We start from the raw sequence: 25,796 nt of genomic DNA, 5'->3' as shown, positions 1-25,796 counted from the left end.
CTGTGCCAGGGCCCTTCGCTGTCCGGGCCGGGGCGCAGGCCCCGGCCCGGGTCAGGCGTCCAGCTCGCGCAGCCGCCGGGCGAGCTGCTGATACGTGCCTTCCGGTGCGGCCACGGTCAGCTCGCCGCTCGGCTCGCCGCCGTCCGGGCCCGCCGCCAGCAGGCCGGCCTCCCGGGCGATCAGCACACCCGCGGCCCGGTCCCAGGGGGCCAGCCCGCGCTCGTAGTAGCCGTCCAGGCGGCCCGCCGCCAGGTCGCACAGGTCGACGGCGGCCGCGCCGCCGCGGCGGATGTCGCGCACCTCGGGCATCAGCGCCCGCACCACCTCGGCCTGGTGGACCCGCACGTCGGCGACGTAGCTGAAGCCGGTGGCGATCAGCGCCTGGCCCCACGGCGGGGCGGGGCGCCCGGCGATCGGGCGGCCGTCCAGGTGCGCACCACCGCCCAGCACCGCGTGGAACAGCTCGCCGCGGGCCGGCGCGTACACCACGCCCACCACCGCCCGGCCGTCCAGCTCGGCCGCCACGCTGACCGCCCAGTTGGGCAGCCCGTACAGGTAGTTGACGGTGCCGTCGAGCGGGTCGACGACCCAGCGCACACCGCTGGTGCCGGGCCGGTCGGCGCCCTCCTCGCCGAGATAGCCGTCGGCGGGGCGGCGGGTGGAGATCAGCTCCAGGATCAGCTTCTCGGACGCCAGGTCCATCTCGGTGACCACGTCGACCGGGCTGCTCTTGGTGGCGGCCACGCCGAGGTCGGCCGGACGGCCGTCGCGCAGCAGCGCGCCGGCCCGGGTGGCGGCCTCGGTGGCGAGCGCGAGCAGCTCGTCGAGCAGGTCGGGACTGGGCGGGTTCTGCGGGCCGGTCACGGGGTCCTCCAGGTCAGCGCTCGGCGGCGGCCGGGCGGGCGGCGCGGGGGTTGGGGCAGCAGGCGACGGCGCACACGTCGTGGCTGGGGCCGAGCGCGCCGAGCGCGCAGCGCTCCACCGCCGCCCCGCGTTCGGTCGCGGCGCGCTCCAGGACCAGCTCGCGCACGGCCGCGGTGAACCGCGGGTCGGCGCCGACCGTGGCCGCCCGGGACGCCGGCAGGCCGAGCTCGGCGGCCTTGGCCAGGGCCTCGGTGTCCAGGTCGTACTTGACCTCCATGTGGTCCGAGACGAAGCCGATCGGCACCATCACCACGCCCGGGGCGCCGTCCGCGTGCTGCGCCTCCAGGTGGTCGCAGATGTCCGGCTCCAGCCACGGGATGTGCGGGGCGCCGCTGCGGCTCTGGTAGACCAGCTCCCAGGGCCGGTCGGCGACGCCGGTGGCCTCGGCGACCGCGTCGGCGATCAGGCGAGCCACGTCCAGGTGCTGGGCCACGTACGCGCCGCCCGGGGCGGAGCGCGCCGGGTCGTCCGGGTCGCCGGAGGTGTCGGCCATCGCGGTCGGGATGGAGTGCGTGGTGAAGGCCAGCCGGGCGCCGTCGCGCACCCCGGCGGGCAGCTCGGCGAGCGCGGCCAGGGTGGCGTCGATCATCGGCCGGACGAAGCCCGGGTGGTTGTAGAAGTGGCGCAGCTTGTCGACGGTCGGCGCGGGCAGGCCTTCCTCGGCGAGCTGCGCCAGGGCGTCGGCCAGGTTCTCCCGGTACTGTCGGCAGCCCGAGTAGCCGGCGTACGCGCTGGTCGCCAGGACCAGGATGCGGCGGTGCCCGTCGGTCGCCAGCTCGCGCAGGGTGTCCACCAGGTACGGGGCCCAGTTCCGGTTGCCCCAGTAGACCGGCAGGTCGAGGCCGTGCTCGGCGAAGTCCTTGCGCAGCGCGGCGAGCAGGTCGCGGTTCTGCTCGTTGATCGGGCTGACCCCGCCGAACAGGAAGTAGTGCTTTCCGACCTCGGTGAGCCGCTCCTTGGGGATGCCCCGGCCCCGGGTGACGTTCTCCAGGAAGGGCACCACGTCCTCGGGCGCCTCCGGGCCGCCGAAGGAGAGCAGCAGGAGCGCGTCGTACGGCGCGTGGTCGGTGAGGGTGCGCGAGTCGGACATGGCACCGATCCTGCCACCTGATGCCGCCCGGGCGGCGACGAGATCCGGGGTGCGGACCGGCGTGTACGGTTCGTAAGCTGTCTACGCGAGTCTTGTGCCTTACCCGCCGTCCTGTGGAGCCCGTGTGCTGTCCAGCTACCGTCAGATCTTCGCCGCGCCCGGCAGCCTGGCCTTCTCCACCAGCGGGCTGATAGCCCGGCTCCCGGTCTCGATGACGGGCATCGGCATCGCCACCATGCTGTCCCAGCTGCGCGGCGCCTACGGCCTGGCGGGCGCCGTCTACGCGGTGATGGCGCTGTCCGCGGCAGCACTCGGACCGCAGGTCTCCCGACTGGTCGACCGGCACGGGCAGCGCCGCATCGCGCTCCCCGCCATGGCCGTCGCCATCGCCTCCGCCTCCGCCCTGCTGGCCAGCGCCCATTTCGGCGCGCCGGACTGGACGCTGTTCCTCTGGGCGGCCGGTCTCGGCGTGATGCCGAACACCGGCTCGATGGTGCGGGCCCGCTGGGCGTACCTCTACAGCGCCGAGCCGCCCAAGCTGCACACCGCGTACTCCTTCGAGGCGGTCGCCGACGAGATCTGCTTCATCGTCGGCCCGATCCTCTCCGTGGGCCTGGCCACCTCGCTCTTCCCCGAGGCCGGCCTGCTGCTCGCCGGGGTGTTCCTCGCCGTCGGCGTACTGCTTTTCACCGCCCAGCGGCGCACCGAGCCGCCGGTGCACCCGACCGAGCACCACAAGGGCGGCTCGGCGATCACCTCGAAGGGGCTCCAAGTGCTGGTGGCGACCTTCGTGGCGACCGGGGCGATCTTCGGCTCGGTCGAGGTGGTCACCGTCGCCTTCGCCCAGGAGCAGGGCCACAAGGGGGCCTCCAGCCTGGTGCTGGCCGTCTACGCGCTCGGCTCCTGCCTGGCCGGCGCGGTGTTCGGCACGCTGAAGCTCAGCGGTTCGATGGCCATGCGCTTCCTGGTCGGCGTCAGCGCGATGGCCGCCTCGTTGATGCCGCTGATCGTCGTCGCCGAGCTGCTGCACGGCACCGCCGCCCTGGTCGGCGCGGGCGCCGCACTGTTCCTGGCCGGCCTGGCCATCTCGCCGACCCTGATCACCGCGATGGCGCTGGTCGAGCGCCTGGTCCCGGCCGCCAAGCTGACCGAGGGGATGACCTGGACCACCACCGGACTCGCCCTCGGCGTCGCGGTCGGCGCCTCGGCGGCGGGCTGGGTGGTGGACGCCGCCGGCGGCGCCGCCGGGTACTGGGTGCCGCTGGCCAGCGCCGTCTTCGGCGGCCTGGTGGCCCTGGTCGGCCTGCCCCGGCTGCGCGGCGGACTCGCCCCCCGGCCGCAGGCGCGGCCCGCCGAAACCACCGTTCCGCACTGAGCCGAAAGTCCTGCCCGGTCGCCGCGAGAAGGCATGGACCTGCGTGGGTCCAGTGACTACGCTCCCCCTACCCACGGGTAGTAAGTGTCGTGGATCACGTCCTGGATCACGTCCGCAGCGTCCGTCCGAAGCAGGAGGCACCCCCATGCCGCACGGCACCGTCACCGACGGCTGGCAGAACTGGGCCGGCAACCAGAGCGCCCGCCCGAGCCGGGTGGCCACCCCGGCCACGGTCGAGGAGCTCGGCGAGGTGATCCGCGCGGCCGCCGAGTCGGGGCGCACCGTCAAGCCGGTCGGCTCCGGACACTCCTTCACCGCGATCGCCTCCCCCGGCGACGGCGTCCTGATCCGCCCCGACGCGCTGACCGCCGTCCGCGAGATCAACCGCGAGGCCGGCACCGTCACCGTCGAGTCCGGCCTCCCGCTGCACCGGCTCAACCGGCTGCTGGAGGCGGCCGGCCTGTCCCTCACCAACATGGGCGACATCGAGGTGCAGACCGTCGCCGGCGCCACCAGCACCGGCACCCACGGCACCGGCCGCGACTCCGGCTCGCTCGCCGCCCAGATCAAGGCCCTGGAGATCGTCCTCGCCGACGGCACCGTCCAGCACTGCTCCCCCGACGAGAACGCCGAACTCTTCCAGGGCGCCCGGCTCGGCCTCGGCGCACTCGGCGCGGTCAGCGCCGTCACCTTCGGCGTCGAGCCGGCCTTCCTGCTCACCGCGCACGAGAAGCCGATGTCCTTCGACGAGGTGCTCGGCGGCTTCGACGACCTCACCGCGGTCAACGAGCACTTCGAGTTCTACTGGTTCCCGCACACCGACCGCTGCTCCACCAAGCGCAACAACCGCAGCCAGGGACCGGCCGCCCCGCTCCCCGCCTTCAAGGCCTGGCTGGACGACGACTTCCTCTCCAACACCGTCTGGGAGGGCGCCTGCCGGGTGGGCCGGCGCTTCCCCGCCGCCGTGCCGACCATCGCCCGGGTCGCCAGCCGCGCCTGGTCCGAGCGGACCTACACCGACACCGCGTACAAGGTGTTCACCAGCCCCCGCAAGGTCCGCTTCATCGAGATGGAGTACGCGGTGCCGCGCGAGGCCGCCACCACCGTGCTGCGCGAACTCAAGGCCATGGTCGAACGGTCCGACTGGAGGATCAGCTTCCCGGTGGAGGTGCGGATCGCCCCCGCCGACGACCTGTGGCTGTCCACCGCGAACGGCCGCGACAGCGTCTACATCGCCGTCCACCTCTACCGGGGCACCGCCGAACTCGGCTACTTCACCGAGGTGGAGAAGCTGATGGCGGCCCACCGGGGCCGGCCGCACTGGGGCAAGCTGCACACCCGCGACGCCGAGTACCTGGCCTCCGTCTACCCGCATTTCGGCGACTTCACCGCCCTGCGCGACAAGGTGGACCCGTCCCGGGTGTTCGCCAACGACTACCTGCGGCGGGTGCTCGGCGCGTAGCGCCCCGCGGCTGCGGCTACGGCTGCGGGGACGGGCCGGTGGACGGCGCGGCCCCGCCTTCGGAGGCCGCCTGCCCGCCCGGTGACGGCGACGGGCTCGCGGGCGGGCTCGGCGGGGCGGACGGCGATGCGCTCGCGGCCCCGGTCGGGGAACCGGACGGCGAGGCGGACGGCGGTGCGGACGGGCTGTGCGACGGGGCCGCGGACGGCACGTCCGCCCGGTCACCCGCCCCGCCCGGCCGCTGGGTGTCCGTCTCCTGCCGGGGCGCCGCCGGCCGGCCCGGGTTGAACGACGTCCCGGTGCCGGACTGCCCGGTGGTGATGGCGTTCAGCGGCCGGCCCGCCGCCAGCTCCACCACCACGATCGGCGCCATCGCCAGCACGAACACCAGCGCCGACGCGATCGCGTACGACCGCCACGTCCAGCGCCGACGCGCCCGCAGCACCCGCGGGGTGTTCCACTCCGAGGACAGCCCGGACAGCCCGGACAGCCCGGCGGGGGCGGCCCGCGGCGGCTCCGGACGCTCCGGCGCCGACCCGCGCACGACGGCGCTGCGCAGCTGCTCGCCGGTGCGCCGGAACATGTGCTGGAACACCGCACCACCGGTCGTCGCCCCGATGCTGACCACCGCCGCGCCCAGGACCGTGCCGTACACGCCGAGCTCCGAGGCGAGCACCGCGCCGACCACGGCGGCGAGCGCACTGGCCGCGACCTGAGCCACGCTCAGGTCGATCCGCCGTCGCCTCACCTCCTGTTCGGCACCCGTCTGCGGTCCGGTCGGCGGCCCCGTCTGCACCCGCTGCTGCGGCATCCCTGTCCCTCGGTCGGTCGTCTCGCTTTTCGAACAAGTCTCACCATCTTGCCCAAAGAAGGACACATGGGTCGAAAATCTGGTTCTCCGCGGTCGATATATGTGAAGATGATCACCGTCCACTGATCGGAGGTCGGCCATTGGGGTGCGCGCTCTTGAGATTCCGGTGATTCGCGGGAGACTTGAGCGGCGAGCCGCCCCTCCGGGTGCCACGAATGGAGTACTGTTCGTGGAGCCTGAGCCTTCGGCCACCTTGTCGACCGCCCGTCAGACGGCGGCCCGGATGCACGGGCGGAACGTCGACCGGCGACGTGGCAAACAGGCAACCGTGCCACAGCGGCGCGCCCGGGCGAAAGCCCGACACGCCGGGTAACTCTGCAAGGTTGTGGCCAGTCGCAGGCGGGCAGGCCACACTCAGTACGGGAGCAGCGACGCAGGTGACGTCGGCAGGCACCACCCGGGAGGTAACCGTGCCCGAACTGCGGGTTGTGGCCGTCAGCAACGACGGCACACGGCTGGTGCTCAAGGCTGCCGACTCCACGGAGTACACCCTCCCCATCGACGAGCGGCTGCGCGCCGCGATCCGGGGCGACCGGCCGCGGCTGGGCCAGATCGAGATCGAGGTCGAGAGCCACCTCCGCCCCCGGGACATCCAGGCGCGGATACGAGCCGGTGCCTCCGCGGAGGAGGTCGCCCAGGCCGCCGGCATCTCGGTCGAGCGGGTCCGCCGCTTCGAGGGCCCGGTGCTGGCCGAGCGCGCGTTCATGGCCGAGCGCGCCCGCAAGACCGCCATCCGCCGCCACGGCGAGTCCACCGGCCCCCAGCTCGGCGAGGCCGTCTCCGAGCGGCTCGCGCTGCGCGCCGCCGAGAAGGACACCGAGCGCTGGGACTCCTGGCGCCGCGACGACGGCACCTGGGAGGTCATCCTCTTCTACCGGGCGGACGGCGAGTCCCGCACGGCCAGTTGGACGTACGACCCGCCGCGGCGCCTGGTGCAGCCCAACGACGACGAGGCGCGGGCGCTGATCGGCGAGAACGTGGAACGCGAGGAGGACTCCGTCTTCCCGTTCATCCCGCGGATCGCCCGGCTGCCCCAGGACCGTCCGGCCCGCCCGATGATCGAGCGGCCGTCCGCCGACCGGATCATGCAGGCGCGGGAGGTCCGGGACGTCCGCGAGGTGCGGGAGGCCCGCGAGGTCCGGGAGGCCCGCGAGGTCCGGGAGGCGAGCGCGTCGGCGGTGTCCGCCTCGGCGACGGTGGAGAACCGGGACTCGCTGACCAGCCTGCTGGACGTCGTTCCCGCCTACCGCGGTGACCTGACACCGGTCGGCCCCGCGCTGGAACCGTCCGTGGAGCCCGAGCCCGACGAGGTCGTCGAGGAGACGGCCGCCCCGGCGGCCAGCGTCGGCGCCGGGTCGGCGTACGCGGACATCCTGATGCCGCGCTCCGTGTCGCCGCACCGCGACCGGCTGGTCGGGACGACCGACCGGCAGGCGGAGGCCGACGGCGTGCGACCGGGTCGGCGGGCGACGGTGCCGAGCTGGGACGAGATCGTGTTCGGGAGCCGGCGCAAGAAGCCCGAGTAGACAGGTTCGAACGGTCGGCGGGGCGCGGGGACTTCTTCGGTCCCCGCGCCCCGCCGTCCGTTCACGCCACCGGCTTGCCGGTGTTGCACCACTCGCTCCAGGAGCCCGGGTACAGCGCGGCGCCGCCGAGGCCGGCGATCTCCAGGGCGAGCAGTTCGTGCGCGGCGGTGACGCCGGATCCGCAGTAGACGCCGACCGGGCGGTCGGTCGCGCCGGTCGCGCCTAGGGCGGCGAACCGCTCGGCGAGGTCGGCGGCGGGCCGGAAGCGGCCGTCGGGGCCGAGGTTGTCGGTGGTGGGCGCGGAGACGGCGCCGGGGATGTGCCCGGCCTTGGGGTCGATCGGCTCGACCTCGCCGCGGTAGCGCTCCCCCGCGCGGGCGTCGAGCAGGACGCCGGTGTGCGCCAGCTCCTCGGCGGCGTCGGCGTCGAGCGTGGGCAGCGCGCCGGGGACGGGCTTGAAGTCGCCGTCGCCGTCGGCCGGGGTGTCGGTGGACAGCGGCAGCGCGGCGGCGCGCCAGGCGGCGAGTCCGCCGTCGAGTACCCGGACGTCGCCGTGGCCGGCCCAGCGCAGCAGCCACCAGGCGCGGGCGGCGGAGGTGGCCGGTCCGGCGTCGTACACCACGACCGGCCGATCGGCGTTCACGCCGGCGCGGCGCAGGGCGGCGCCGAGCACCTCGGGGTCGGGCAGCGGGTGGCGGCCGGCGGCGCCGGGCGGGGCGGCGAGTTCGCGGTCAAGGTCGATGTAGTGGGCGCCCGGCAGGTGGCCGGCGGCATACTCCTCGGCCCCGGGCGGGCCGCCGAGCTGCCAGCGGATGTCGAGCAGTACCGGCGGGCGGTCGGAGTCGAGGGCGGCGGCGAGGTCGGCGGCGGAGATCAGGGGCGAGGTCATGCCGCCATTGTGTCGCGCGCAGGTCAGCACTTTGTACGGTCTTTGCGCGGCTCGCCGTGCGGCGTCGACGCCGCACGGCGGACGGGGTGGAACCATGCGACCGGGGGCCGCCGGCTCCCGGTGCGGAGGTACGCCATGACGGCGGTGAAGGTGCGGCCGGCCCAGGGCACGCCCTGCTGGGCGAGCCTGGTGACCGGCGACCCCGAGGGCGCGAAGGCGTTCTACGGGGCCCTGCTGGGTTGGGAGTTCACACCCGGGCCGACGACGATCGGGACGTACGCGCGGGCCACCCTGAACGCGGCGGAGGTGGCCGGTCTGGGGGTCGCACCGCCGGGGGCGGGTCACTCGGTCGAGTGGACCACCTACTTCGCGGTGGACGACGCGGACGAGGTGTCGCAGCGGGTGCGGGAGTGCGGCGGCACGGTCGCGGTGGGCCCGCTGCAGGCGGAGCGGGCCGGGCGCCTGGCGGTGGCGGCGGACCTGTCGGGCGCGGTGTTCGGCCTGTGGCAGGGGCAGGAGCACCTCGGCTGGGAGGTGGCCGGCGAGCCCGGGGCTCCCGTGTGGAACGAGCTGGTGACACCGGACGAGAGCGCCGCGGCGGTGTTCTACCGGGCGGTGCTGGGTCGGACGGTGGTGGAGGCGGAGGCGTCCGCGGTAGCGCGCGGCGAGGACGACGCGCGGCTGCTGGTCGACGGCCGGCCGGTGGCGGGCATCCGGCACGGCGCGGGTCCGGAACCGGGCCCGGCCCGCTGGCAGGTGCACTTCGCGGTGGCGGACGCCGACCTGACGGCGCACCAGGCGTCGCAGCTGGGCGGGCGGGTGCTCCTCGGCCCGTACGACACGCCGCACGGGCGGGTGGCCCGCCTCGCCGACCCGCAGGGCGGGCGCTTCTCGGTGGCGGGGCTGCTGTAGCCGATCAGCAGGGGCAGCCAGGGCCGGCGGACCGCGCCCCCGCCGCCGCCGAACTCGCCGCCCGACCCCGGCCTCAGCCCTCGAACGGCAGGACGTCCGGGGAGAGCACGGCGACCCGGGCGGTGGCGGCGGTCAGCCGGCGGCGGTGGTGGCGTCGGCACAGCACCTCGTAGCCGATCTCGTCCTCGTTGACGGCGACGTCGCCGATCACGACCTGCGCACCCTCCACCACCATCACGCCGCCGACCGTCCGGGCGTTGTGGGTGGCCCGGGCGCCGCACCAGCACAGCGCCTCGACCTGCAGCACCTCGACCCGGTCGGCCAGCTCGATCAGCCGCTGCGAGCCGGGGAACAGCTTGGTGCGGAAGTCGGTGGTGATGCCGAAGGTGTAGACGTCGATGGACAGTTCGTCGACCACCCGGGCGAGCTGGTCGATCTGCCCGGCCGAGAAGAACTGCGCCTCGTCGCAGATCAGGTAGTCCACCTTGCCGCCGGCCGACAGCAGGTGCACCACGTGCGCCTGGAAGTCGAAGTCGTCGGCGACCTCCACCGCGTCCGCGCGCAGGCCCAGCCGGCTGGAGATGGTCGCCGCGCCGGCCCGGTCGTGCCGGGTGAAGATGATGCCCTTGCGGCCGCGGGCGGCGTGATTGTGGTCCATCTGCAGGGCCAGCGTCGACTTGCCGCAGTCCATCGTGCCCGAGAAGAACACCAGTTCAGCCATGGGTGACGCAGAAGCCTTTCAGGTGACGGGAGTTCGGGCGGAGTACGGGAATCAGGCGCGGACTTCGAGCAGCGGGACCAACTGCTCCACCGGGGTCATCGAGCCGTGCAGGCCGATCATCGACGACTCGCCCGGCTCGCTGCGGGAAGCGATCACCGCGATGTCGTCGCGGGCGGCCGCGACCACGTCGCCGATCCGGTGGTAGACCCGCTCGTCCACCACCGGGCCGAACCAGCCGGCCGCTATCGCCTGGTCCCGGGTGGCCACCCACATCCGGTCGCCCAGTACCTCGCTCCACACGGTGTGCACGTCCGCGGCCGCCCCGGGCACCGCGTACACGTGCCGCGCCCGGCCCTCACCGCCGAGCAGCGCCACTCCCGCGGACAGCTCCCAGTCCTCGTCGAAGTCGATCCGGTCCTCCGGCGCGATGTCGATCATGCCGTGGTCGGCCGTGACGTACAGCGCCGACCTCGGCGGCAGCTGCTCGGCCAGCCGCCGGGCCAACCGGTCCACCGTCGACAGCATCAGGCGCCACTCGTCCGAGTCCACCCCGAACCGGTGACCCGCACCGTCCAGCTCGCTCACGTACGTGTACACCAGCGCCCGGTCGTGGTCGGCCAGCCAGCGCGCCGCCAGGTCCATCCGCTCCTCGCCCGTGGAACGGCCCAGGAACGACCCGCCGGACAGCGCCACCTGCGTCAGCGGCGTCGTCGAGAACAGCGGCGACGACACCTGCGCCGTCGCCACCCCCGCCGCGTGCACCTGCTCGAACACCGTCGGGTACGGCTGCCAGCTGCGCGGATCCACCGGCGGCTGCCAGCGCAACTGGTTCATCAGATGGCCCGCGCCCGGCACCGCCACCGTGTACCCGGCCAGACCGTGCAGCCCCGGCACCAGACCGGTGCCCACCGAGGCCAGCGAGGTCGCCGTCGTCGACGGGAAACCCGAGGTGATCGGGCTCGACCCGGCCATCAGCGAGGTCAGGAACGGCGCCCAGTCCGGATGCCGGCGGATCAGCTCCCAGCCCAGCCCGTCCACCAGGAACACGCAGACCCGGTCGGCCGGCTCCAGCACCAGACCGCTGCGGAAACCGTCCACCCCGAGACCCGCCGCCACCGCCGGCAGCAGGTCCGCCAGCGAACCGCTGCCGTACTGCGGAGCCGGGGCGCCCGACGGGTCGAGGATCTCGAAGGAGTCGTAACCGAGATGCATACGGGCGGCTCAGACCCGGGTGGTCATGGTCGCCTCGGACAGTGCCCGGGCGAACACCAGCGCCTGCGCCACCGTCTCCGGGCCGTCCCCGGCCTCGCTCACCCGCAGCGACAGGTCGTCCGCCGTCGCCGAACCGGTGTAGCCGTGATCGGCCTCGCAGTTCGGGTCGGAACAGCCCGCCGGCTCCAGGTCCAGGCGCTGCACCGCACCCCAGCCGATCGTCAGCACCACCTCGCGCGGCAGCGTCCCCGGCGTGTACGTCTCCGGGTTCGCCACCATGCGGCTGACCACCACCGAGTTGATCCGGTCCAACCGGACCGACTCGGTCGACGTGGTCGCGTACGGCACCGGCGACGTCGCGTCGCCGTTCTGCTCGTCGGTGTGGCTGACCACGAACCGCGACGGGGTGAGCACCAGCACGGTCACGTGCCGGCGCACCTCGTTGGCGTCGAACGTCGTCTCCTGGTGGACCAGGTACGAGGTGATCGGCTCGGGGCCCACCGCGGACTCCACCGCCTCGGACACCAGCGCCGGGTAGTAGCCGCTGCGCTCGATCGCGGACCGCAGGTCCTGCGTGGTGGTACCGGTCTTCGCCATAACTCCATCCTGGCATGTCCCGCCGACGTGGCGGGTCGTACTGCGCCGGGCTGCACCGGCCTTCCCGGAGGGGAACCACGCAAGGTTACAGCGTGCTCATCGCGCGCGGCCCCAGATCGGTACGGACCGGAAGCGGCGCGATCCGCACCCGCGCACCCAGCACCGCCAGGCCCTGCGGGGCCACCACCACCGGTTCAAGATCCACCGACGCCACCTCCGGCAGGTCGTCCACCAGCCGCGACACCCGCAGCAGCACCTCCTCCAGCGCCCCCGTGTCCACCGGCGCCGCCCCCCGCCAGCCGAACAGCAACGGCGCCGCCCGCACCTCCCGGATCAGCTCCGCCACGTCCCGGTCGGTGGCCGGAACCAGCCGGTGCGCAACATCACCCAACAGCTCCGCCGGCGCACCCGCCAAGCCGAACGACAGGATCGTGCCCACCGCCGGGTCCACCGAGGCCCCGATCACCGTGTCCACCCCGCGCGGCGCGAGCCGCTGCACCACCAGCCGCGCCTTGTCCGCCCCGCCCAGCAGCGCGTCCAACTCCCGGAATGCCCGGCGCAGCCCCGGCTCACCGGTCAGGTCCAGCCGCACACTGCCCAGGTCCGGACGGTGCCGCAGATGCTCCGCGGTGGCCTTCAACGCCACCGGGTACCCAAGCGTCCCCGCCGCCCGCACCGCGCTCTCCTCGTCCGGCGCAGACAGCGTCGGACTGACCCGGATGCCGTACCGCGCCAGCAGCGTCGCCGCCTGCGCATCCGGCAGCGTCACCCTGGCCCCACCCGGCTGCAGCCGGGCCGCCACCGCCTCCCGGGTGGTCAGCGCCGCCTCCACCAGCGCCCGCGCCCCCAGCTCGTCGATCCCCTCCAGCTCCGGCACCCGGGCCGTCTCCTCCGCCAGCGCCGTCCGGCGGCGCCAGTCCGCGAAGCCCACCGCGTCCGCCAGGGCGTGCACCGCCCGCTCGGGCGCCGGGTACGCCGGCACCCCGCCGGCCTTCAACCGCTCGGTCAGACCGCTCAACGCCAGGTGCGCCAGCAGCAGCGGCTTGCCGAGCTCCCGACCCAGGCCGGCCGCGCCCAGCAGCGCCTGCGCGATCTCCGGGTCGTCCTCGCGCTCGTCCGGGTCCGGGGTCGCGCCGTGCACGCCGATCGGCGGGATCGCCACCGCGATCACCGAGTCCACCGCCGGATCGCGCAGCGCGGTGTCCAGCGCGATCCGGAAGTTCTCCCCGGTCGCGGCGGTGGTCAGGTCCACCGGGGTGTGCGCGCGCAGCCCGGCCGACAGGCAGGCGTCGTACGTGAGCAGGCCCAGCGAGTCGGAGTTGCCGACCACCGCGACCCGGTCGCCGGCCGGCAGCGGCTGCGTGGCCAGCAGCTCCCCGGTGTCGAACAGCTCGGTGATGGTCTCCACCCGGACCACCCCGGCCTGCTGGAACAGCGCGTCCACGGTGGCGTCGCGCAGCTTGCTCGCGGCCGGCTGGACGGCGTGGCCCGGCGGCAGGCTGCCGGTGTGCCGGGCGCCCTTGAGCACCACCACCGGCTTGGCCGCGGCCAACCGGCGGGCGATCCGGGTGAACTTCCGCGGATTGCCGAAGGACTCCAGGTAGAGCAGGACGACCTCGGTGGCCCCGTCCTCCTCCCAGTACTGCAGCAGGTCGTTGCCGGACACGTCCGCCCGGTTGCCCACCGACGCGAACGACGAGACGCCCAGCCCCCGGCGGTGGGCGGCCTCCAGCAGGGCCACCCCGATCGCGCCGGACTGGCAGAACAGGCCGAACGGGCCGCGGGCCGGCAGCTCGGGGGCCAGCGAGGCGTTCAGCGGCTGCTCGGGATCGGTGTTGATCAGACCGAACGCGTTCGGGCCGATCACCCGCATCCCCGCCGCCCGGGCCTGCCGCACCAGCGCCCGCTGCCGGTCCCGCCCCTCCGGACCGGTCTCCGCGTACCCGGCCGTCACCACCACCAGCCCCTGCACGCCGTGCGCACCGCACTCGGCGACCGCCGCGGGAACCGCGGGCTCGGGCACCGCCAGCACCGCCAGATCCACCGGACCCGGGATGTCCAGCAGCGAACGGTGGGTGCGCACCCCGTCCAGGTCCGTGCCCGGCTCGGCGTTGCGGTTCACCGCGAACACCGGGCCCCGGAAGCCGGCGGCCAGGTCGCGCAGCAGCGCCCGGCCGACCGACTGCGGATTGCGCGACACCCCCAGCACCGCCACCGACCGCGGGGTGAGCAGCCGCTGCACCGAGCGGGCCTCGGCCCGGTGCTCGCGGGCCCGCATCACCGCGAGCGAGGCCGCGGTCGGCTCCAGGTCGAACTCCAGGTGCACCACGCCCTCGGCGAAGCTGCGCTGCTGGGTGTAGCCGGCATCGGTGAAGACCTTCACCATCTTGCGGTTCTCCGGCAGCACCTCGGCGGTGAAGCGGCGGATGCCGCGCTCCTGGGCGACCGCCCGGATGTGCTCCAGCAGGGCGGAGGCGACGCCGCGGCCCTGGTGGGCGTCCTGCACCAGGAAGGCCACCTCGGCCTCGGTCCCGGTGGTGGAGGGGCGGCCGTCGGCATCGGTGCGGTCGTAGCGGACGGTGGCGATGAAGCGGTCGCGGACCACCGCGGCCAGGCCGACCCGGTTGACGTAGTCGTGGTGGGTGAAGCGCCGGACGTCCTTGTCGGACAGCCGGGGGTAGGGCGCGAAGAAGCGGAAGTACTTCGACTGGTCGGAGACCTGTTCGTAGAACTCCACCAGGCGGTCCGCGTCGGCCGGGGTGATCGGCCGGATCCTGGCCGTGCCGCCGTCGCGGAGCAGGACGTCGGCCTCCCAGTGCTGGGGGTAGCTGTGTTCGTCGGCGCCCGCGTCCCGCGGGGCGGCCGGCCCGGTGTCGTCCACGTTCGTCAGGTTATCCGGCACCGGAGCCCTCGGACGGCGGTCCGGCCGGGGTGTCGGGGAGCGGCGGGCGGCCTGCCGGGGAACGGAGGGTCGGCTGCCGGGGTGTCGCGGAGCCGAGGGTGGGCGGCAGGCCGGACGGCATGCAACACTGGTCTAGACAACATGCACCACCCTGCACCACCTGAAAGGCACGTCACATGGCTGAGCGCCGCGTCACCGTCGGTTGGGCCGAAGGCCTGCACGCCCGTCCCGCCTCCATCTTCGTCCGCGCCGTCACCGCCACGGGCGTGCCCATGACCATCGCCAAGGAGGACGGCCACCCCGTCAACGCCGGCTCCATGCTCGGCCTCCTCGGCCTCGGCGCCCAGGGCGGCGACACCGTCGTCCTCACCTCCGACGCCGACGGCGCCGACCAGGCCCTCGACCGCGTCGCCAAGCTCGTCCAGGAAGGCCTCGACGAGCTCCCCGCCGCCTGACCCGGCCGACCCGAAGGGGTGCACCGCTGCGCGCGGTGCACCCCTTCGGCGTGCCCGGGGCCCTCGATGGCACGTCGCACCGTCCGGCACGTCCGACACAATCGGGCCATGCCCGAACCAGCCGTGACCGAACTGACCACCGAGCACCGGCTCCGCCAGGCCTGCCACGACGACGCCCTCATCATGTGGGCCGCCCGCGGCTTCACCACCGGCGCCCGCGCCTGGACCCACGGCGCCGCCACCGCCGTCGCCTCCCCCGGCATCTCCGGCCGCGACCGCCTCGCCGTCCACGGCCCCGCCGCCGACGCCGAACCCCTGCTGCGCCACGCCCTCGCCACCGCCGGCCCCACCTACCGGCCCCTCGGCGACACCCGGCTCATCGCCGCCCTCGCCGACCGGATCCCCCGACTCGAAACCCTCGGCACCTTCGGCTGGATGGACACCACCACCCCACCGCCACCGGCCGTCCCCGTCCCTGCCGACGCCGACGCCGACACCGAGGCGCACTGGCTCGCCGACCACGAACTCCCCGAAGCCGCCGCCCTCCTCGACGACCACTTCCCCACCTCGCACGCCCACCCCCACCGCGACGGCCCCCACACCTGGGCCGGCGTCCGCGACCGCCGCGGACACCTCACCGCCATCGCCGCCGACGCCTGGAGCGCCCCCACCGTCGGCCTCCTCGCCGGCGTCGCCACCCACCCCGACCACGGCCGGGGCCGCGGCCACGCCCACACCGTCTGCCGCTTCGTCCTCGACGCCCAGCTCCGCGCCCACGGCCGCGCCGCCCTCATGGTCGACCGCGACAACACCCCCGCCATCCGGCTCTACCAGCGCCTCGGCCTCACCTGGCGCAGCCTCACCGCCGCCCGCCAACGCTGACCACCCGCCGGAACCCGGTCAGAACACCGACCAGCCCGTCGCCGTCGTCAACGCGTCCAACGCCGCCACGCCCAGCACCGAATTGCCCACCGCGTCCAACCCCGGACTCCACACACAGACCGAACCCCGCCCCGGCAGCACCGCCAGCACACCCCCACCCACACCGCTCTTGCCCGGCAACCCCACCCGGAACGCAAACTCCCCCGCCGCGTCGTACGTCCCGCACGTCAGCATCACCGCATTGATCCGCTTCGCCTCACTGCGCGTCAGCAACCGCGAACCGTCCGCCCGCACCCCGTGCCGCGCCAGGAACAACCCCGCCAGCGCCAGATCCCGGCACGACGCGGCGATCGCACAGTGCGCGTAGTAGTGCGCCAACACCGAATCCACCGGATTGCGCAGATTGCCGTAGCTCGCGATGAAATGCGCCAACGCGGCATTGCGGTGCCCGTGCCGCGCCTCCGACGCCGCCACCGAGTCGTCGGTGTCCACCGCCGCATTCCCCGACTCCGCCCGCAGGAACTCCCGCACCGCCCCCGCCGCGTCCCCGGTCAGCTCCAGCAGCCGGTCCGTCACCACCAGCGCCCCCGCGTTGATGAACGGATTGCGCGGGATCCCCTGCTCCGTCTCCAACTGCACCAGCGAGTTGAACGGATTGCCCGACGGCTCCCGGCCCACCCCTTGCCACAGGCCGTCCCCGCCCTCCGCCAGCGCGAGCGCCAGCGTGAACAGCTTCGACACCGACTGGACGGAGAACGGCACCTCCCAGTCCCCCGCCCCGAACACCCCGCCGTCCACCGTCGCGATCGCCATCCCGAACGCCGACGGATCCGCCTCCGCCAACGCCGGGATGTAGTCGGCGGGCCGGCCGCGCCGCTCCCCCGCGAGCGCCACCGCCATCACGTCCTGCAGAAGCCGCTGGTAGTCCACGGCCGCCATTGTGCCCACCTGCCCCACCGGGACGGCGCAGCGGGGGGCGGGGTGGCGGAAATCCGACATTTCGACTTTAGCGATTGCACCGCATCGGATGATCCGACCGCGAAGCCCGCACAACGCCCGAAGCCCGCCCACAGGCTGAGCCGCATGAACGACTTCGACCTCGCCAGGGCCGACCACGCCTACATGTTCGCCTTCCTCCAGGCGGACGGGCACCTCAGTCAGGGAACCCGCAACCGAGGACGCATCTCCGTGGAGCTGTCCGCCCGGGACGCCCCGATCCTGGAGGCGTTCCAGCGGATCTGCCCGCATCACAGCAGCATCCGGTTCCGCACCCGCAGCACCAATTTCGCGTCCGAGCACAGCTCTGTGATCTGGCGGGTCCACGCACGCGAGTTCCGTGAGCAACTTCAAGCCCTCGGGCTGCCGGCAGGCAGGAAGTCACGATTCGTGGCGCCTCCGGCCGGGCCCTTCTCAGCCCGTGACTACCTCCGCGGACTCATCGACGCCGACGGCTCGGTCGGGCGTACCGGGCAACATCTGCCCTTCGTGAGCCTGACGACCGACAGCGATCCCCTGATGCAGTTCTTCTGCCACTACGCGGAATGCCTCACCGGCACCCGGCGGACGGTCAACCGCAACGCCCGGGACGGGATCTACAACATCCTCTTCACCCGGGAGGAGGCGGTCGCACTCGCCCGCGAGCTCTACTACCCGGGCTGCCTCGCCCTGCCCCGCAAGCTCGCCGCCGCCGCAACCGCCGCGAGCTGGGTGCGACCGCCGGACATGCGCAAGGCCGGCCCCCGCCGGAGCTGGACCGGCGAGGAGGACCGGATCCTCCTCGGAGCCGTCGATCCGGCGGACGCCGCCGAGCGGCTCGGCCGCTCGGTCAAGAGCTGCGCCATCCGCAAGTGGCGACTGGTCGGCCCGCGCAAGGCCCACCGCCGTTTCCCCGACACCTGCTCCTGAACATGCCGGAGGCCGGGATGCGCCCCCCAGCGCACCCCGGCCTCCGGCTGTCGGTCAGCCCTTCACACACACGACCTGCTTGAGGTGCGCGACCACCTCAACCAGGTCCTTCTGCTGCTCGATGACCTTCTCGATGGACTTGTACGCGCCCGGGATCTCGTCGACCACGCCCGCGTCCTTGCGGCACTCCACGCCCGCGGTCTGCTCGACCAGGTCACGCGTGGTGAACCGCTTCTTGGCCGCCGTCCGGCTCATCTTCCGGCCCGCGCCGTGCGACGCCGAGTTGAACGCCGCCTCGTTGCCCAGCCCGCGGACGATGTACGAGCCGGTGCCCATCGAGCCCGGGATGATGCCGTAGTCGCCCGACCCGGCGCGGATCGCGCCCTTGCGGGTGACCAGCAGCTCCACGCCGTCGTACGTCTCCTCGGCCACGTAGTTGTGGTGGCAGGAGATCATCTCGTCGAAGACCACCTTCGCCTTCGCGAACTCCCGCCGCACCACGTCCTGCAGCAGCATCATCATGATCGCCCGGTTGTTCTTCGCGTACTCCTGCGCCCAGAACAGGTCCTGCCGGTAGGCAGCCATCTGCGGGGTGTCGGCGATGAAGACCGCGAGGTCGCGGTCGACCAGGCCCTGGTTGTGTGGCAGCGAGCGGGCAACGCCCATGTGGTGCTCGGCCAGTTCCTTGCCGATGTTGCGCGAACCCGAGTGCAGCATCAGCCACACCACGCCAGAGCTATCAACACACACTTCGATAAAATGATTTCCGGATCCGAGCGACCCCATCTGCTGCGCAGCCCGCTCGCGCTTCCACTTCACCTCCGACGCGATCCCGTCGAAGCGGTCCCAGAAGTCGCTCCACCCCGTCGCCGCGAAGCCGTGCAGCTTGCGCGGGTCGACCGGGTCGGTGTGCAGGCCGCGGCCGACCGGGATGGCCTGCTCGATCTTCGAGCGCAGCCGGGAGAGGTCGTCCGGCAGGTCCTTCGCGGTGAGCGAGGTCTTGACGGCGGTCATGCCGCAGCCGATGTCGACGCCGACGGCGGCGGGGCAGACGGCGCCGTCCATGGCGATGACGGAGCCGACGGTGGCGCCCTTGCCGAGGTGGACGTCGGGCATCACGGCGAGGCCGTGGAGCCAGGGCAGGGAGCTGATGTTGCGCAGCTGCTGCATGGCCTGGCCCTCGACGGTGGCGGGGTCGGTCCACATCCGGATGGGTACGCGGATGCCGGGGACTTCGGTGTACGACATGGTGGTGCGACCTCCGTGGGTCGGGTCGGGGAGGGTCGGTCGGGTGGTGTGGTGCCGCGCGTTGAGTCCCGGTGCGGCTCGGGGAGGTCTGCTGGGGCTGCGGTCAGGCAGCGAAGGCGGCGGAACAGCGTCGGGGCGATCGTGGGGAGCGTCGCTCGGTGGGCTCGACCCGCATGGTGATCGCCTCCTCTCCTGTGTGTGTTCCGGCGTGGGACATCTACCCATGGCGCGCGGTGGCGCCGCAATCGATTAACGGCCGAGGGCCCGACGGTGCCGGTCGGCTCCGTCGGGCCCTCGGGGTGGGCGGCGCGGGTCAGTTGGTGATGACGGTGACGTCACCGATGCCGAGTTCCTTGACGGGTTCGGCGATGACGGAGGCGTCGCCGACGAGGACGGTGACGAGCCGGTCGGGCGGGAAGGCGGCGACGACGGCGCGGGTGGCGGTGTCGGTGTCGAGTTCGGCGAGCTGCCGGTAGACGTCGGCCTGGAAGTCGTCGGGGAGGTCCTGTTCGACCTGGTCGGCGAGGGTGGCGGCGACGGAGCCTGCGGTCTCGTACTTGAGGGGGGCGACGCCGACGAGGAACTGGACGGCTTCTTCGCGTTCGGCGTCGGTGAGGCCTTCGGCGGCGAGGGTGCGCAGGATGGTCCAGGTGTCGGCGAGGGCGGGGGCGGTGTTGGCGGTGTCGACGGAGCCGCTGATGGCGAGGAGGGCGCGGCCGCTGCGGTCGGCGGCGGAGCGCAGCGGTTGGGCGAAGGCGCGGACGCCGTAGGTGTAGCCCTTTTCCTCGCGCAGGACGCGGTCGAGGCGGCTGGTGAGGGTGCCGCCGAGGCAGTAGGTGCCGAGGATCTGGGCGGACCAGGTGGGGTCGTGGCGGTCGGGGCCGATGCGTCCGATGAGGAGTTGGGTCTGGACGGAGCCGGGGCGGTCGACGATGACGACGCGGCCGGTGTCGTCGGCGGTGACGGGGGCGTGGGTGTGGGGGGTGGCGGGGTTGGTGCGCCAGGTGCCGAGGGTGGTTTCGAGGAGGGTGGTGAGGTCGATGCCGGTGAGGTCGCCGACGACGACGGCGGTGGTGGTGTCGGGGCGGATGTGCTGGTCGTAGAAGGCCTTGACGGCGTCCCGGTCGATGCGCTGGACGGTTTCGGTGGTGCCGCTGCGGGGGCGGGAGAGGCGGTCGGCGCTGTCGAAGAGGGTGGCGTAGAGGGCCTTGGCGGCGCGCCGGGCGGGGTTGGCCTGTTCGTGGGTGATTTCGTCGAGGCGGTTGGCGCGGAGGCGGTCGATCTCGTCGGCGGGGAGGGCGGGGGTGCGGAGGGCGTCGCCGAGGAGGGTGAGGCCGCGTTCGAGGCGGGAGGCGGGGACTTCGAGGGAGACGCGGATGGCGGGGTGGTCGGCGTGGGCGTCGAGGGTGGCGCCGGCGCGTTCGAGTTCGCCGGCGAATTCTTCGGCGGTGAGGGTGTCGGTGCCTTCGTTGAGGGCGCGGGCGAGGATGGCGGCGACGCCGTCGAGGCCGTCGGGTTCGGCGGCGAGGGGGGCGTCGAGGACGAGGTCGACGGCGACGAGTTGCTGGCCGGGGCGGTGGCAGTGCAGGACGGTGATGCCGTTGCCGAGGGTGGCTCGTCGGGGTGCGGGGAAGGCCCAGGGGGTGGGGGTGCCGGGCTGGGGCTGGGGGTGGAAGGTCATGGCGGGGGTGGTCATTCGGCCGTCTCCTCGTGGGCGTCGGTGGTGGTCGGCTCGTAGACGAGGACGGCGCGGTTGTCGGGGTGGAGGCGGGCTGCGGCGAGGGCCTGGACTTCTTCGGCGGTGACGTCGAGGACCTTGGTGAGGGCCTGGTTGACGAGTCCGGGGTCGCCGAAGAGGACGGCGTAGCGGCAGAGTTCGTCGGCGCGGCCGGCGACGGTGGTGAGCCGGTCGAGCCATTCGCGTTCGATCTGGGCCTGGGCGCGTTCGAGTTCTTCGGCGGTGGGGCCTTCGGCGGCGAAGCGGGCGAGTTCTTCGTCGACGGCGGTCTGGATCTGGTCGGTGGTGGCGCCGGCGGAGGCCTTGACGTCGAGCCAGCCGAGGGAGGGGGCGCCGGCGAGTCGGAGGAGGCCGAAGCCGGCGGCGACGGCGGTGCGGTCGCGGCGGACGAGCCGGTTGTAGAGGCGGCTGGATTCGCCGCTGCCGAGGATGGTGAGGGCGAGGTCGGCGGCGTCGGCTTCGCGGGTGCCGTCGTGGGGGAGGCGGTAGGCGGCCATGAGGGCGCGGCTGGGGACGTCCTCTTCGACGAGTTCGCGGATTTCGCGGCCGAGGGTGTCGGGGAGGGTGCCGTCGCGGGGGGGCTGCTTGCCGTTGTGGGCGGGGATGGTGCCGAAGTACCTCTCGACCCAGGCGATGGTCTGTTGGGGGTCGAGGTCGCCGACGATGGCGAGGACGGCGTTGTTGGGGGCGTAGTAGGTGCGGAAGAAGGTGCGGGCGTCCTCGAGGGTGGCGGCGTCGAGGTCGGCCATGGAGCCGATGGGGGTGTGGTGGTAGGGGTGGGGGTCGGGGAAGGAGAGGGCGGTGAGTTTTTCGAAGGCGGTGCCGTAGGGGACGTTGTCGTAGCGCTGGCGGCGTTCGTTCTTGACGACGTCGCGCTGGTTCTCCATGGAGGTCTCGTCGAGGGCGGCGAGGAGGGAGCCCATGCGGTCGGCTTCGAGCCAGAGGGCGAGTTCCAGCTGGTGGGCGGGCATGGTCTCGAAGTAGTTGGTGCGTTCGAAGCTGGTGGTGCCGTTGAGGGATCCTCCGGCGCCCTGGACGAGTTCGAAGTGGCCGTTGTTGGAGACGTTGGCGCTGCCCTGGAACATGAGGTGTTCGAAGAGGTGGGCGAGTCCGGTGCGGCCCTTGACCTCGTGGCGGGAGCCGACGTCGTACCAGAGGCAGACGGCGGTGACGGGGGTGAGGTGGTCCTCGGAGAGTACGACTCGCAGGCCGTTGGCCAGGCGGTGCTCGGTGATGGCGAGGCCTCGGGTGGAGGCGGGGGCCGGGTTGGCCATGCGGGGTCCTTCCCGTCTTCTGTCGGTCCGGGGGGCTGGTGCCGTTCCCTCATTGTGGTGCAACGTCTCACAGGCCGAGAGGTGTCCGCGCTGGGCGGGCGTTCGCCAGGGGCGGAAGCGGATGGGGCTGCTCGGCCTGTCGGGGGGAGGGTCCACAATGGGGGGCGCCGTGCCCCCGTAGGGTTCGACTGAGTTGTCACAGGTTCGACGTAGCAAGCAGACGCAAGGGAGCCCCGCCGCGATGGCCCGCCGCAGTTCGCCCACTCCGCCGCCCGGTGATTTCGAGGAGCGGATCCTCGATGTCGATGTCGTGGACGAGATGCAGGGCTCGTTTCTCGAGTACGCGTACTCGGTGATCTATTCCCGTGCGCTGCCTGATGCGCGGGACGGTATGAAGCCGGTGCACCGGCGGATTCTGTACCAGGCGAACGAGATGGGGTTGCGGCCGGAGCGCGGGCATGTGAAGTGCGCGCGGCTGGTGGGCGAGGTGATGGGCCGCCTGCATCCGCACGGTGATGCGTCGATCTATGACGCGGTGGTGCGGATGGCGCAGCCGTTCTCGATGCGGTTGCCGTTGATCGACGGGCACGGGAACTTCGGTTCGCTGGGCAATGACGATCCGCCGGCGGCGATGCGGTACACGGAGTCGCGGCTGACGGCGGCGTCGATGTCGCTGGTGGAGTCGATCCACGAGGACACGGTGGACTTCGGTCCGAACTACGACGGCAGTGAGCAGGAGCCGTTGGTCCTGCCGTCGGCGTTCCCGAATCTGCTGGTGAACGGTGCGACGGGGATCGCGGTCGGCATGGCGACGAACATGCCGCCGCACAACCTGGCGGAGGTGGTGGCGGCCGCGCGGCATCTGATCAAGCACCCGGGTGCGGATCTGGACACGCTGATGCGGTTCGTGCCGGGTCCGGATCTGCCGACGGGTGGCCGGATCGTGGGGCTGTCGGGGATCCGGGACGCGTACGAGTCGGGTCGTGGCACGTTCAGGATCCGGGCGACGGTGTCGATCGAGGCGGTGACGGCTCGCCGGATGGGCATCGTGGTGACGGAGCTGCCGTACTCGGTGGGTCCGGAGAAGGTGATCGGCAAGATCAAGGACCTGGTCAACGCGAAGAAGCTGCAGGGTATTGCGGACGTCAAGGATCTGACGGACCGTGAGAACGGCCTGCGGCTGGTGATCGAGGTCAAGAACGGTTTCGTGCCGGAGGCGTTGTTGGAGCAGCTGTACAAGCTGACTCCGATGGAGGAGACCTTCGGTATCAACAATGTGGCGCTGGTGGACGGCCAGCCGTTGACGCTGGGTCTGAAGGAGCTGCTGGAGGTCTACGTCGACCACCGGTTCACGGTGGTGAAGCGGCGCAGTGATTTCCGTCGGCGCAAGCGGCAGGACCGGCTGCACCTGGTCGAGGGTCTGCTGGTTGCGCTGGTGGACATCGACGAGGTGATCGCGATCATCCGGTCGAGCGAGGACGCGGGGCAGGCGAAGGAGCGGCTGATGGCGCGCTTCGGTCTGTCGGACACGCAGACGGCGTACATCCTGGACACGCCGCTGCGGCGGTTGACGAAGTTCGACCGGGTGGAGCTGGAGAGCGAGCGGACGAAGCTGAATGCGGAGATCGCGGAGCTGACGGAGATCCTGGAGTCGGACACCAAGCTGCGCAGTGTGGTGTCGGGCGAGCTGGGTGCGGTGGCGAAGCAGTTCGGTACGGAGCGGCGGACGGTGCTGTTGGAGGCGGGGTCGGTGCCGAGTGCGGCGCTGGCGGTGCCGCTGGAGGTGGCGGACGATCCGTGCCGGGTGATGCTGTCGTCGACGGGTCTGCTGGCGCGTTCGACGGATCTGGAGCCGTTGGAGGGTGCGGCGGAGGGTTCGCGGGCCAAGCACGACGTGGTGGTGTCGGCGGTGCCGGCGACGGCGCGCGGTGACGTGGGTGTGGTGACGTCGGCGGGTCGGGCGCTGCGGCTGCCGGTGATCGATCTGCCGGCGCTGCCGCCGGGGACGTCGGCGTTGGCGGGTGGTGCGGCGCCGGGTGAGTTCCTGCGGCTGGCGGACGGCGAGCGGGTGCTGGCGCTGACGACGCTGGACGAGTCCTCGCCGGGTCTGGCGCTGGGCACGGTGCAGGGTGTGGTGAAGCGGGTGGTGCCGGAGTGGCCGGCGAACAAGGACGAGTTCGAGGTGATCGCCCTCAAGGAGGGTGACGAGCTGGTCGGTGCGGTGGAGCTGCGGACGGGCGAGGAGGATCTGGTCTTCATCACGTCCGATGCGCAGTTGCTGCGCTACCCGGCGGGTCAGGTGCGGCCGCAGGGTCGTCCGGCGGGCGGTATGGCCGGGGTGAAGTTGTCGGACGGGGCTCGGGTGCTGTCGTTCACGGCGGTGGATCCGGGGTCGGACGCGGTGGTGGTGTCGGTGGCGGCGGCGTCGGGGACGCTGGCGGGCGAGGAGCACACCACGTGGAAGGTGACGCCGTTCGAGCAGTATCCGCGCAAGGGTCGGGCGACGGGTGGTGTCCGGATTCAGCGGTTCCTGCGGGGTGAGGACGGGTTGGCGTTCGCGTGGGCGGGCAATGCGCCGGAGCGGGCGGCTGCGGCGAACGGTGCGCCGGTGGTGCTGCCGGAGCGTGACCCGCGCCGGGACGGTTCGGGGACGCCGGTGACGGGGCGGATCGCCTCGATCGGCGGCCACGTGTAGCTCAGCCACCGACAGGGGCGCGGGGAACTGCGCGACCGGCCACGCTCCACGTGAGCTGTCGGCTCGGCGCGCAGTTCCTCGCGCCCCCTTCCCGTGGTTGGCGTGAACTTCTGAGCGCACCCGCCCCGGGGCGGGCCTCGCGGTTCCCCGAGCCCCTGGAGGTAATACGCTCGCCGGGTGAGCACTTGCGCGACGTTGTCGAGTGAACTGTCCGAGCCGCTGGCCGCCACTGCGGCGACGGCGGCGACGTGGTTGCTGGTGGAGCAGGCGGGGCCGTGGGGGGCCAAGGCGCTGACGGAGAGCCATCTGGACTCCGAGTTGGGCCGGGCGCTGGATGCGGCGGCGGCGGGTACGGGGGTGCGGGTGGCGTTGATCCGCCGTCCGGGGCGGCATGCGGACACGGCGCCGGTGCCGCGGCACGAGGTGATCGTGGCGCACACGGTTCCGGGTCGCTCGTGCGTGCGCCGGGCGGAGCTCGAGGATCCGGCGGCGCTGCTGGGGCTGGATTTCGCGGCGCTGGGCGCCGGTGACCACGCGGGTTTCGGGGTGGAGCACGCGGGTGGTCCGATCGCGTTGGTGTGCACCAACGGGCGGCGGGACCGCTGTTGTGCGCTGCTGGGGCGTCCGTTGGCGGCGGAGCTGGCGGCGGCGGGGCACAGCGAGGTGTGGGAGGTGACGCATCTGGGGGGTCACCGGTTCTCGCCGACGATGCTGGTGCTGCCGTTCGGTTACGCGTACGGGCGCCTGAGCGGGGCGACGGCGAAGGAGGTGCTGGCGTCGACGGCGGCGGGGCACGTGGTGCCGGAGTGGTCGCGGGGCCGGTCGTGCTGGGAGCGGCCGGGGCAGGCGGCGGAGCAGGCGGTGCGGGTGCTGTCGGGTGAGACGGCGGCGGAGGCGCTGGTGGTGGTGGAGCAGCGGTCGGTGGACGGCGGCTGGTCGGTGGAGGTGCGGCACGGGGACGGGCGGCGCTGGCGGGTGCGGGTGGTGCAGGGGGTGAGCGAGCCGCCGCGGGCGGAGAGTTGCGGGAAGGCGCCGGCGTCTCCGGCTCGGATGGACGTGGTGGCGGTAGAGGTGCTGTGACGGCCCCGCACCCGCTGTCCGGTGGGGTGGGGGGCCGT

At 73.0% G+C, this 25,796-nt stretch carries 21 protein-coding genes; 9 read left to right on the top strand and 12 right to left on the bottom strand.

Annotated elements, in window-relative coordinates; all coding sequences use genetic code 11:
- Positions 1 to 51: 51 nt before the first annotated feature.
- Together FHR36_RS05110 and FHR36_RS05105 are read right to left on the bottom strand one after the other, a co-directional pair.
- Positions 52 to 864, bottom strand: a complete 813-nt coding sequence (locus FHR36_RS05110; RefSeq protein ID WP_253794097.1) for an inositol monophosphatase family protein — start codon at positions 862 to 864, stop codon at positions 52 to 54.
- Positions 865 to 877: 13 nt separating this feature from the next.
- Positions 878 to 2,014 (bottom strand): ferrochelatase, encoded by a 1,137-nt coding sequence (locus FHR36_RS05105; RefSeq protein ID WP_253794095.1) that lies wholly within the window; start codon positions 2,012 to 2,014, stop codon positions 878 to 880.
- Positions 2,015 to 2,138: 124 nt separating this feature from the next.
- Between FHR36_RS05105 and FHR36_RS05100 the strand changes: the two genes are divergently transcribed.
- Positions 2,139 to 3,389, top strand: coding sequence for an MFS transporter (locus FHR36_RS05100; RefSeq protein WP_253794093.1), 1,251 nt, complete (start codon positions 2,139 to 2,141; stop codon positions 3,387 to 3,389).
- Between the two features lie 145 nt (positions 3,390 to 3,534).
- Positions 3,535 to 4,851, top strand: coding sequence for a D-arabinono-1,4-lactone oxidase (locus tag FHR36_RS05095; protein WP_253794091.1), 1,317 nt, complete (start codon positions 3,535 to 3,537; stop codon positions 4,849 to 4,851).
- Positions 4,852 to 4,867: 16 nt separating this feature from the next.
- Here FHR36_RS05095 and FHR36_RS05090 read toward each other — a convergent pair whose 3' ends face one another.
- Positions 4,868 to 5,662, bottom strand: coding sequence for a hypothetical protein (locus FHR36_RS05090; protein ID WP_253794089.1), 795 nt, complete (start codon positions 5,660 to 5,662; stop codon positions 4,868 to 4,870).
- A gap of 437 nt (positions 5,663 to 6,099) precedes the next feature.
- Here FHR36_RS05090 and sepH point away from each other — a divergent pair, with 437 nt between their 5' ends.
- Entirely contained in the window at positions 6,100 to 7,248 is a 1,149-nt protein-coding gene (gene sepH / locus FHR36_RS05085; RefSeq protein ID WP_253794087.1) for a septation protein SepH, read from the top strand.
- A 61-nt stretch (positions 7,249 to 7,309) separates the two neighbouring features.
- Here the strand turns inward: sepH and FHR36_RS05080 are convergent, their stop codons facing one another.
- Positions 7,310 to 8,137 carry a sulfurtransferase gene (locus FHR36_RS05080; protein ID WP_253794086.1) on the bottom strand — a complete coding sequence of 276 codons (828 nt, stop codon included), beginning with the start codon at positions 8,135 to 8,137 and terminating at the stop codon, positions 7,310 to 7,312.
- Between the two features lie 135 nt (positions 8,138 to 8,272).
- Here FHR36_RS05080 and FHR36_RS05075 point away from each other — a divergent pair, with 135 nt between their 5' ends.
- On the top strand, positions 8,273 to 9,049 hold the full coding sequence (locus FHR36_RS05075; protein WP_253794085.1) for a VOC family protein: 777 nt from the start codon (positions 8,273 to 8,275) through the stop codon (positions 9,047 to 9,049).
- A gap of 73 nt (positions 9,050 to 9,122) precedes the next feature.
- Here FHR36_RS05075 and FHR36_RS05070 read toward each other — a convergent pair whose 3' ends face one another.
- The 4 genes from FHR36_RS05070 to FHR36_RS05055 form a co-directional block, all read right to left on the bottom strand.
- A complete protein-coding gene (locus FHR36_RS05070) occupies positions 9,123 to 9,770 on the bottom strand; it encodes a thymidine kinase (RefSeq protein WP_253794084.1) in 648 nt (215 codons plus the stop codon).
- Between the two features lie 51 nt (positions 9,771 to 9,821).
- Positions 9,822 to 10,982 carry an alkaline phosphatase family protein gene (locus tag FHR36_RS05065; protein ID WP_253794083.1) on the bottom strand — a complete coding sequence of 387 codons (1,161 nt, stop codon included), beginning with the start codon at positions 10,980 to 10,982 and terminating at the stop codon, positions 9,822 to 9,824.
- Between the two features lie 9 nt (positions 10,983 to 10,991).
- Positions 10,992 to 11,579, bottom strand: a complete 588-nt coding sequence (locus FHR36_RS05060; protein ID WP_253794082.1) for a DUF5998 family protein — start codon at positions 11,577 to 11,579, stop codon at positions 10,992 to 10,994.
- 85 nt (positions 11,580 to 11,664) lie between these two features.
- Entirely contained in the window at positions 11,665 to 14,460 is a 2,796-nt protein-coding gene (locus FHR36_RS05055) for a bifunctional acetate--CoA ligase family protein/GNAT family N-acetyltransferase (protein WP_253794081.1), read from the bottom strand.
- Positions 14,461 to 14,657: 197 nt separating this feature from the next.
- Here FHR36_RS05055 and FHR36_RS05050 point away from each other — a divergent pair, with 197 nt between their 5' ends.
- Both FHR36_RS05050 and FHR36_RS05045 read left to right on the top strand, forming a co-directional pair.
- Entirely contained in the window at positions 14,658 to 14,936 is a 279-nt protein-coding gene (locus tag FHR36_RS05050; RefSeq protein WP_253794080.1) for an HPr family phosphocarrier protein, read from the top strand.
- A 108-nt stretch (positions 14,937 to 15,044) separates the two neighbouring features.
- Positions 15,045 to 15,818, top strand: a complete 774-nt coding sequence (locus FHR36_RS05045; protein ID WP_253794078.1) for a GNAT family N-acetyltransferase — start codon at positions 15,045 to 15,047, stop codon at positions 15,816 to 15,818.
- Positions 15,819 to 15,836: 18 nt separating this feature from the next.
- Here the strand turns inward: FHR36_RS05045 and FHR36_RS05040 are convergent, their stop codons facing one another.
- A complete protein-coding gene (locus FHR36_RS05040) occupies positions 15,837 to 16,748 on the bottom strand; it encodes a glutaminase (protein ID WP_407660785.1) in 912 nt (303 codons plus the stop codon).
- A 153-nt stretch (positions 16,749 to 16,901) separates the two neighbouring features.
- On the opposite strand from FHR36_RS05040, the gene FHR36_RS05035 reads away from it, so the two are divergent.
- Positions 16,902 to 17,723: an LAGLIDADG family homing endonuclease gene (locus FHR36_RS05035; RefSeq protein ID WP_253794076.1), complete on the top strand. Its 822-nt coding sequence runs from the start codon at positions 16,902 to 16,904 to the stop codon at positions 17,721 to 17,723.
- Positions 17,724 to 17,777: 54 nt separating this feature from the next.
- Here the strand turns inward: FHR36_RS05035 and FHR36_RS05030 are convergent, their stop codons facing one another.
- The 3 genes from FHR36_RS05030 to FHR36_RS05020 all read right to left on the bottom strand — a co-directional run bounded on the left by FHR36_RS05030 (position 17,778) and on the right by FHR36_RS05020 (position 21,983).
- Complete coding sequence (locus FHR36_RS05030) at positions 17,778 to 18,971, bottom strand: RtcB family protein (protein WP_253794074.1); 1,194 nt, start codon at positions 18,969 to 18,971, stop codon at positions 17,778 to 17,780.
- 313 nt (positions 18,972 to 19,284) lie between these two features.
- Positions 19,285 to 20,652, bottom strand: coding sequence for a M16 family metallopeptidase (locus FHR36_RS05025; RefSeq protein ID WP_380230816.1), 1,368 nt, complete (start codon positions 20,650 to 20,652; stop codon positions 19,285 to 19,287).
- A gap of 11 nt (positions 20,653 to 20,663) precedes the next feature.
- Entirely contained in the window at positions 20,664 to 21,983 is a 1,320-nt protein-coding gene (locus FHR36_RS05020; RefSeq protein WP_253794070.1) for a M16 family metallopeptidase, read from the bottom strand.
- 241 nt (positions 21,984 to 22,224) lie between these two features.
- On the opposite strand from FHR36_RS05020, the gene FHR36_RS05015 reads away from it, so the two are divergent.
- Together FHR36_RS05015 and FHR36_RS05010 are read left to right on the top strand one after the other, a co-directional pair.
- Entirely contained in the window at positions 22,225 to 24,678 is a 2,454-nt protein-coding gene (locus tag FHR36_RS05015; RefSeq protein WP_253794068.1) for a DNA gyrase/topoisomerase IV subunit A, read from the top strand.
- A gap of 177 nt (positions 24,679 to 24,855) precedes the next feature.
- On the top strand, positions 24,856 to 25,758 hold the full coding sequence (locus FHR36_RS05010) for a ferredoxin family protein (protein ID WP_253794066.1): 903 nt from the start codon (positions 24,856 to 24,858) through the stop codon (positions 25,756 to 25,758).
- The last annotated feature ends 38 nt before the right edge of the window (positions 25,759 to 25,796 follow it).

Origin of the sequence: Kitasatospora cinereorecta (assembly GCF_024172095.1) — a bacterium.
GTDB classification, from domain to species: domain Bacteria; phylum Actinomycetota; class Actinomycetes; order Streptomycetales; family Streptomycetaceae; genus Kitasatospora; species Kitasatospora cinereorecta.
Note: the sequence above shows the minus strand (reverse complement) of the source record. Positions and strands in the feature narration are given on the sequence as shown.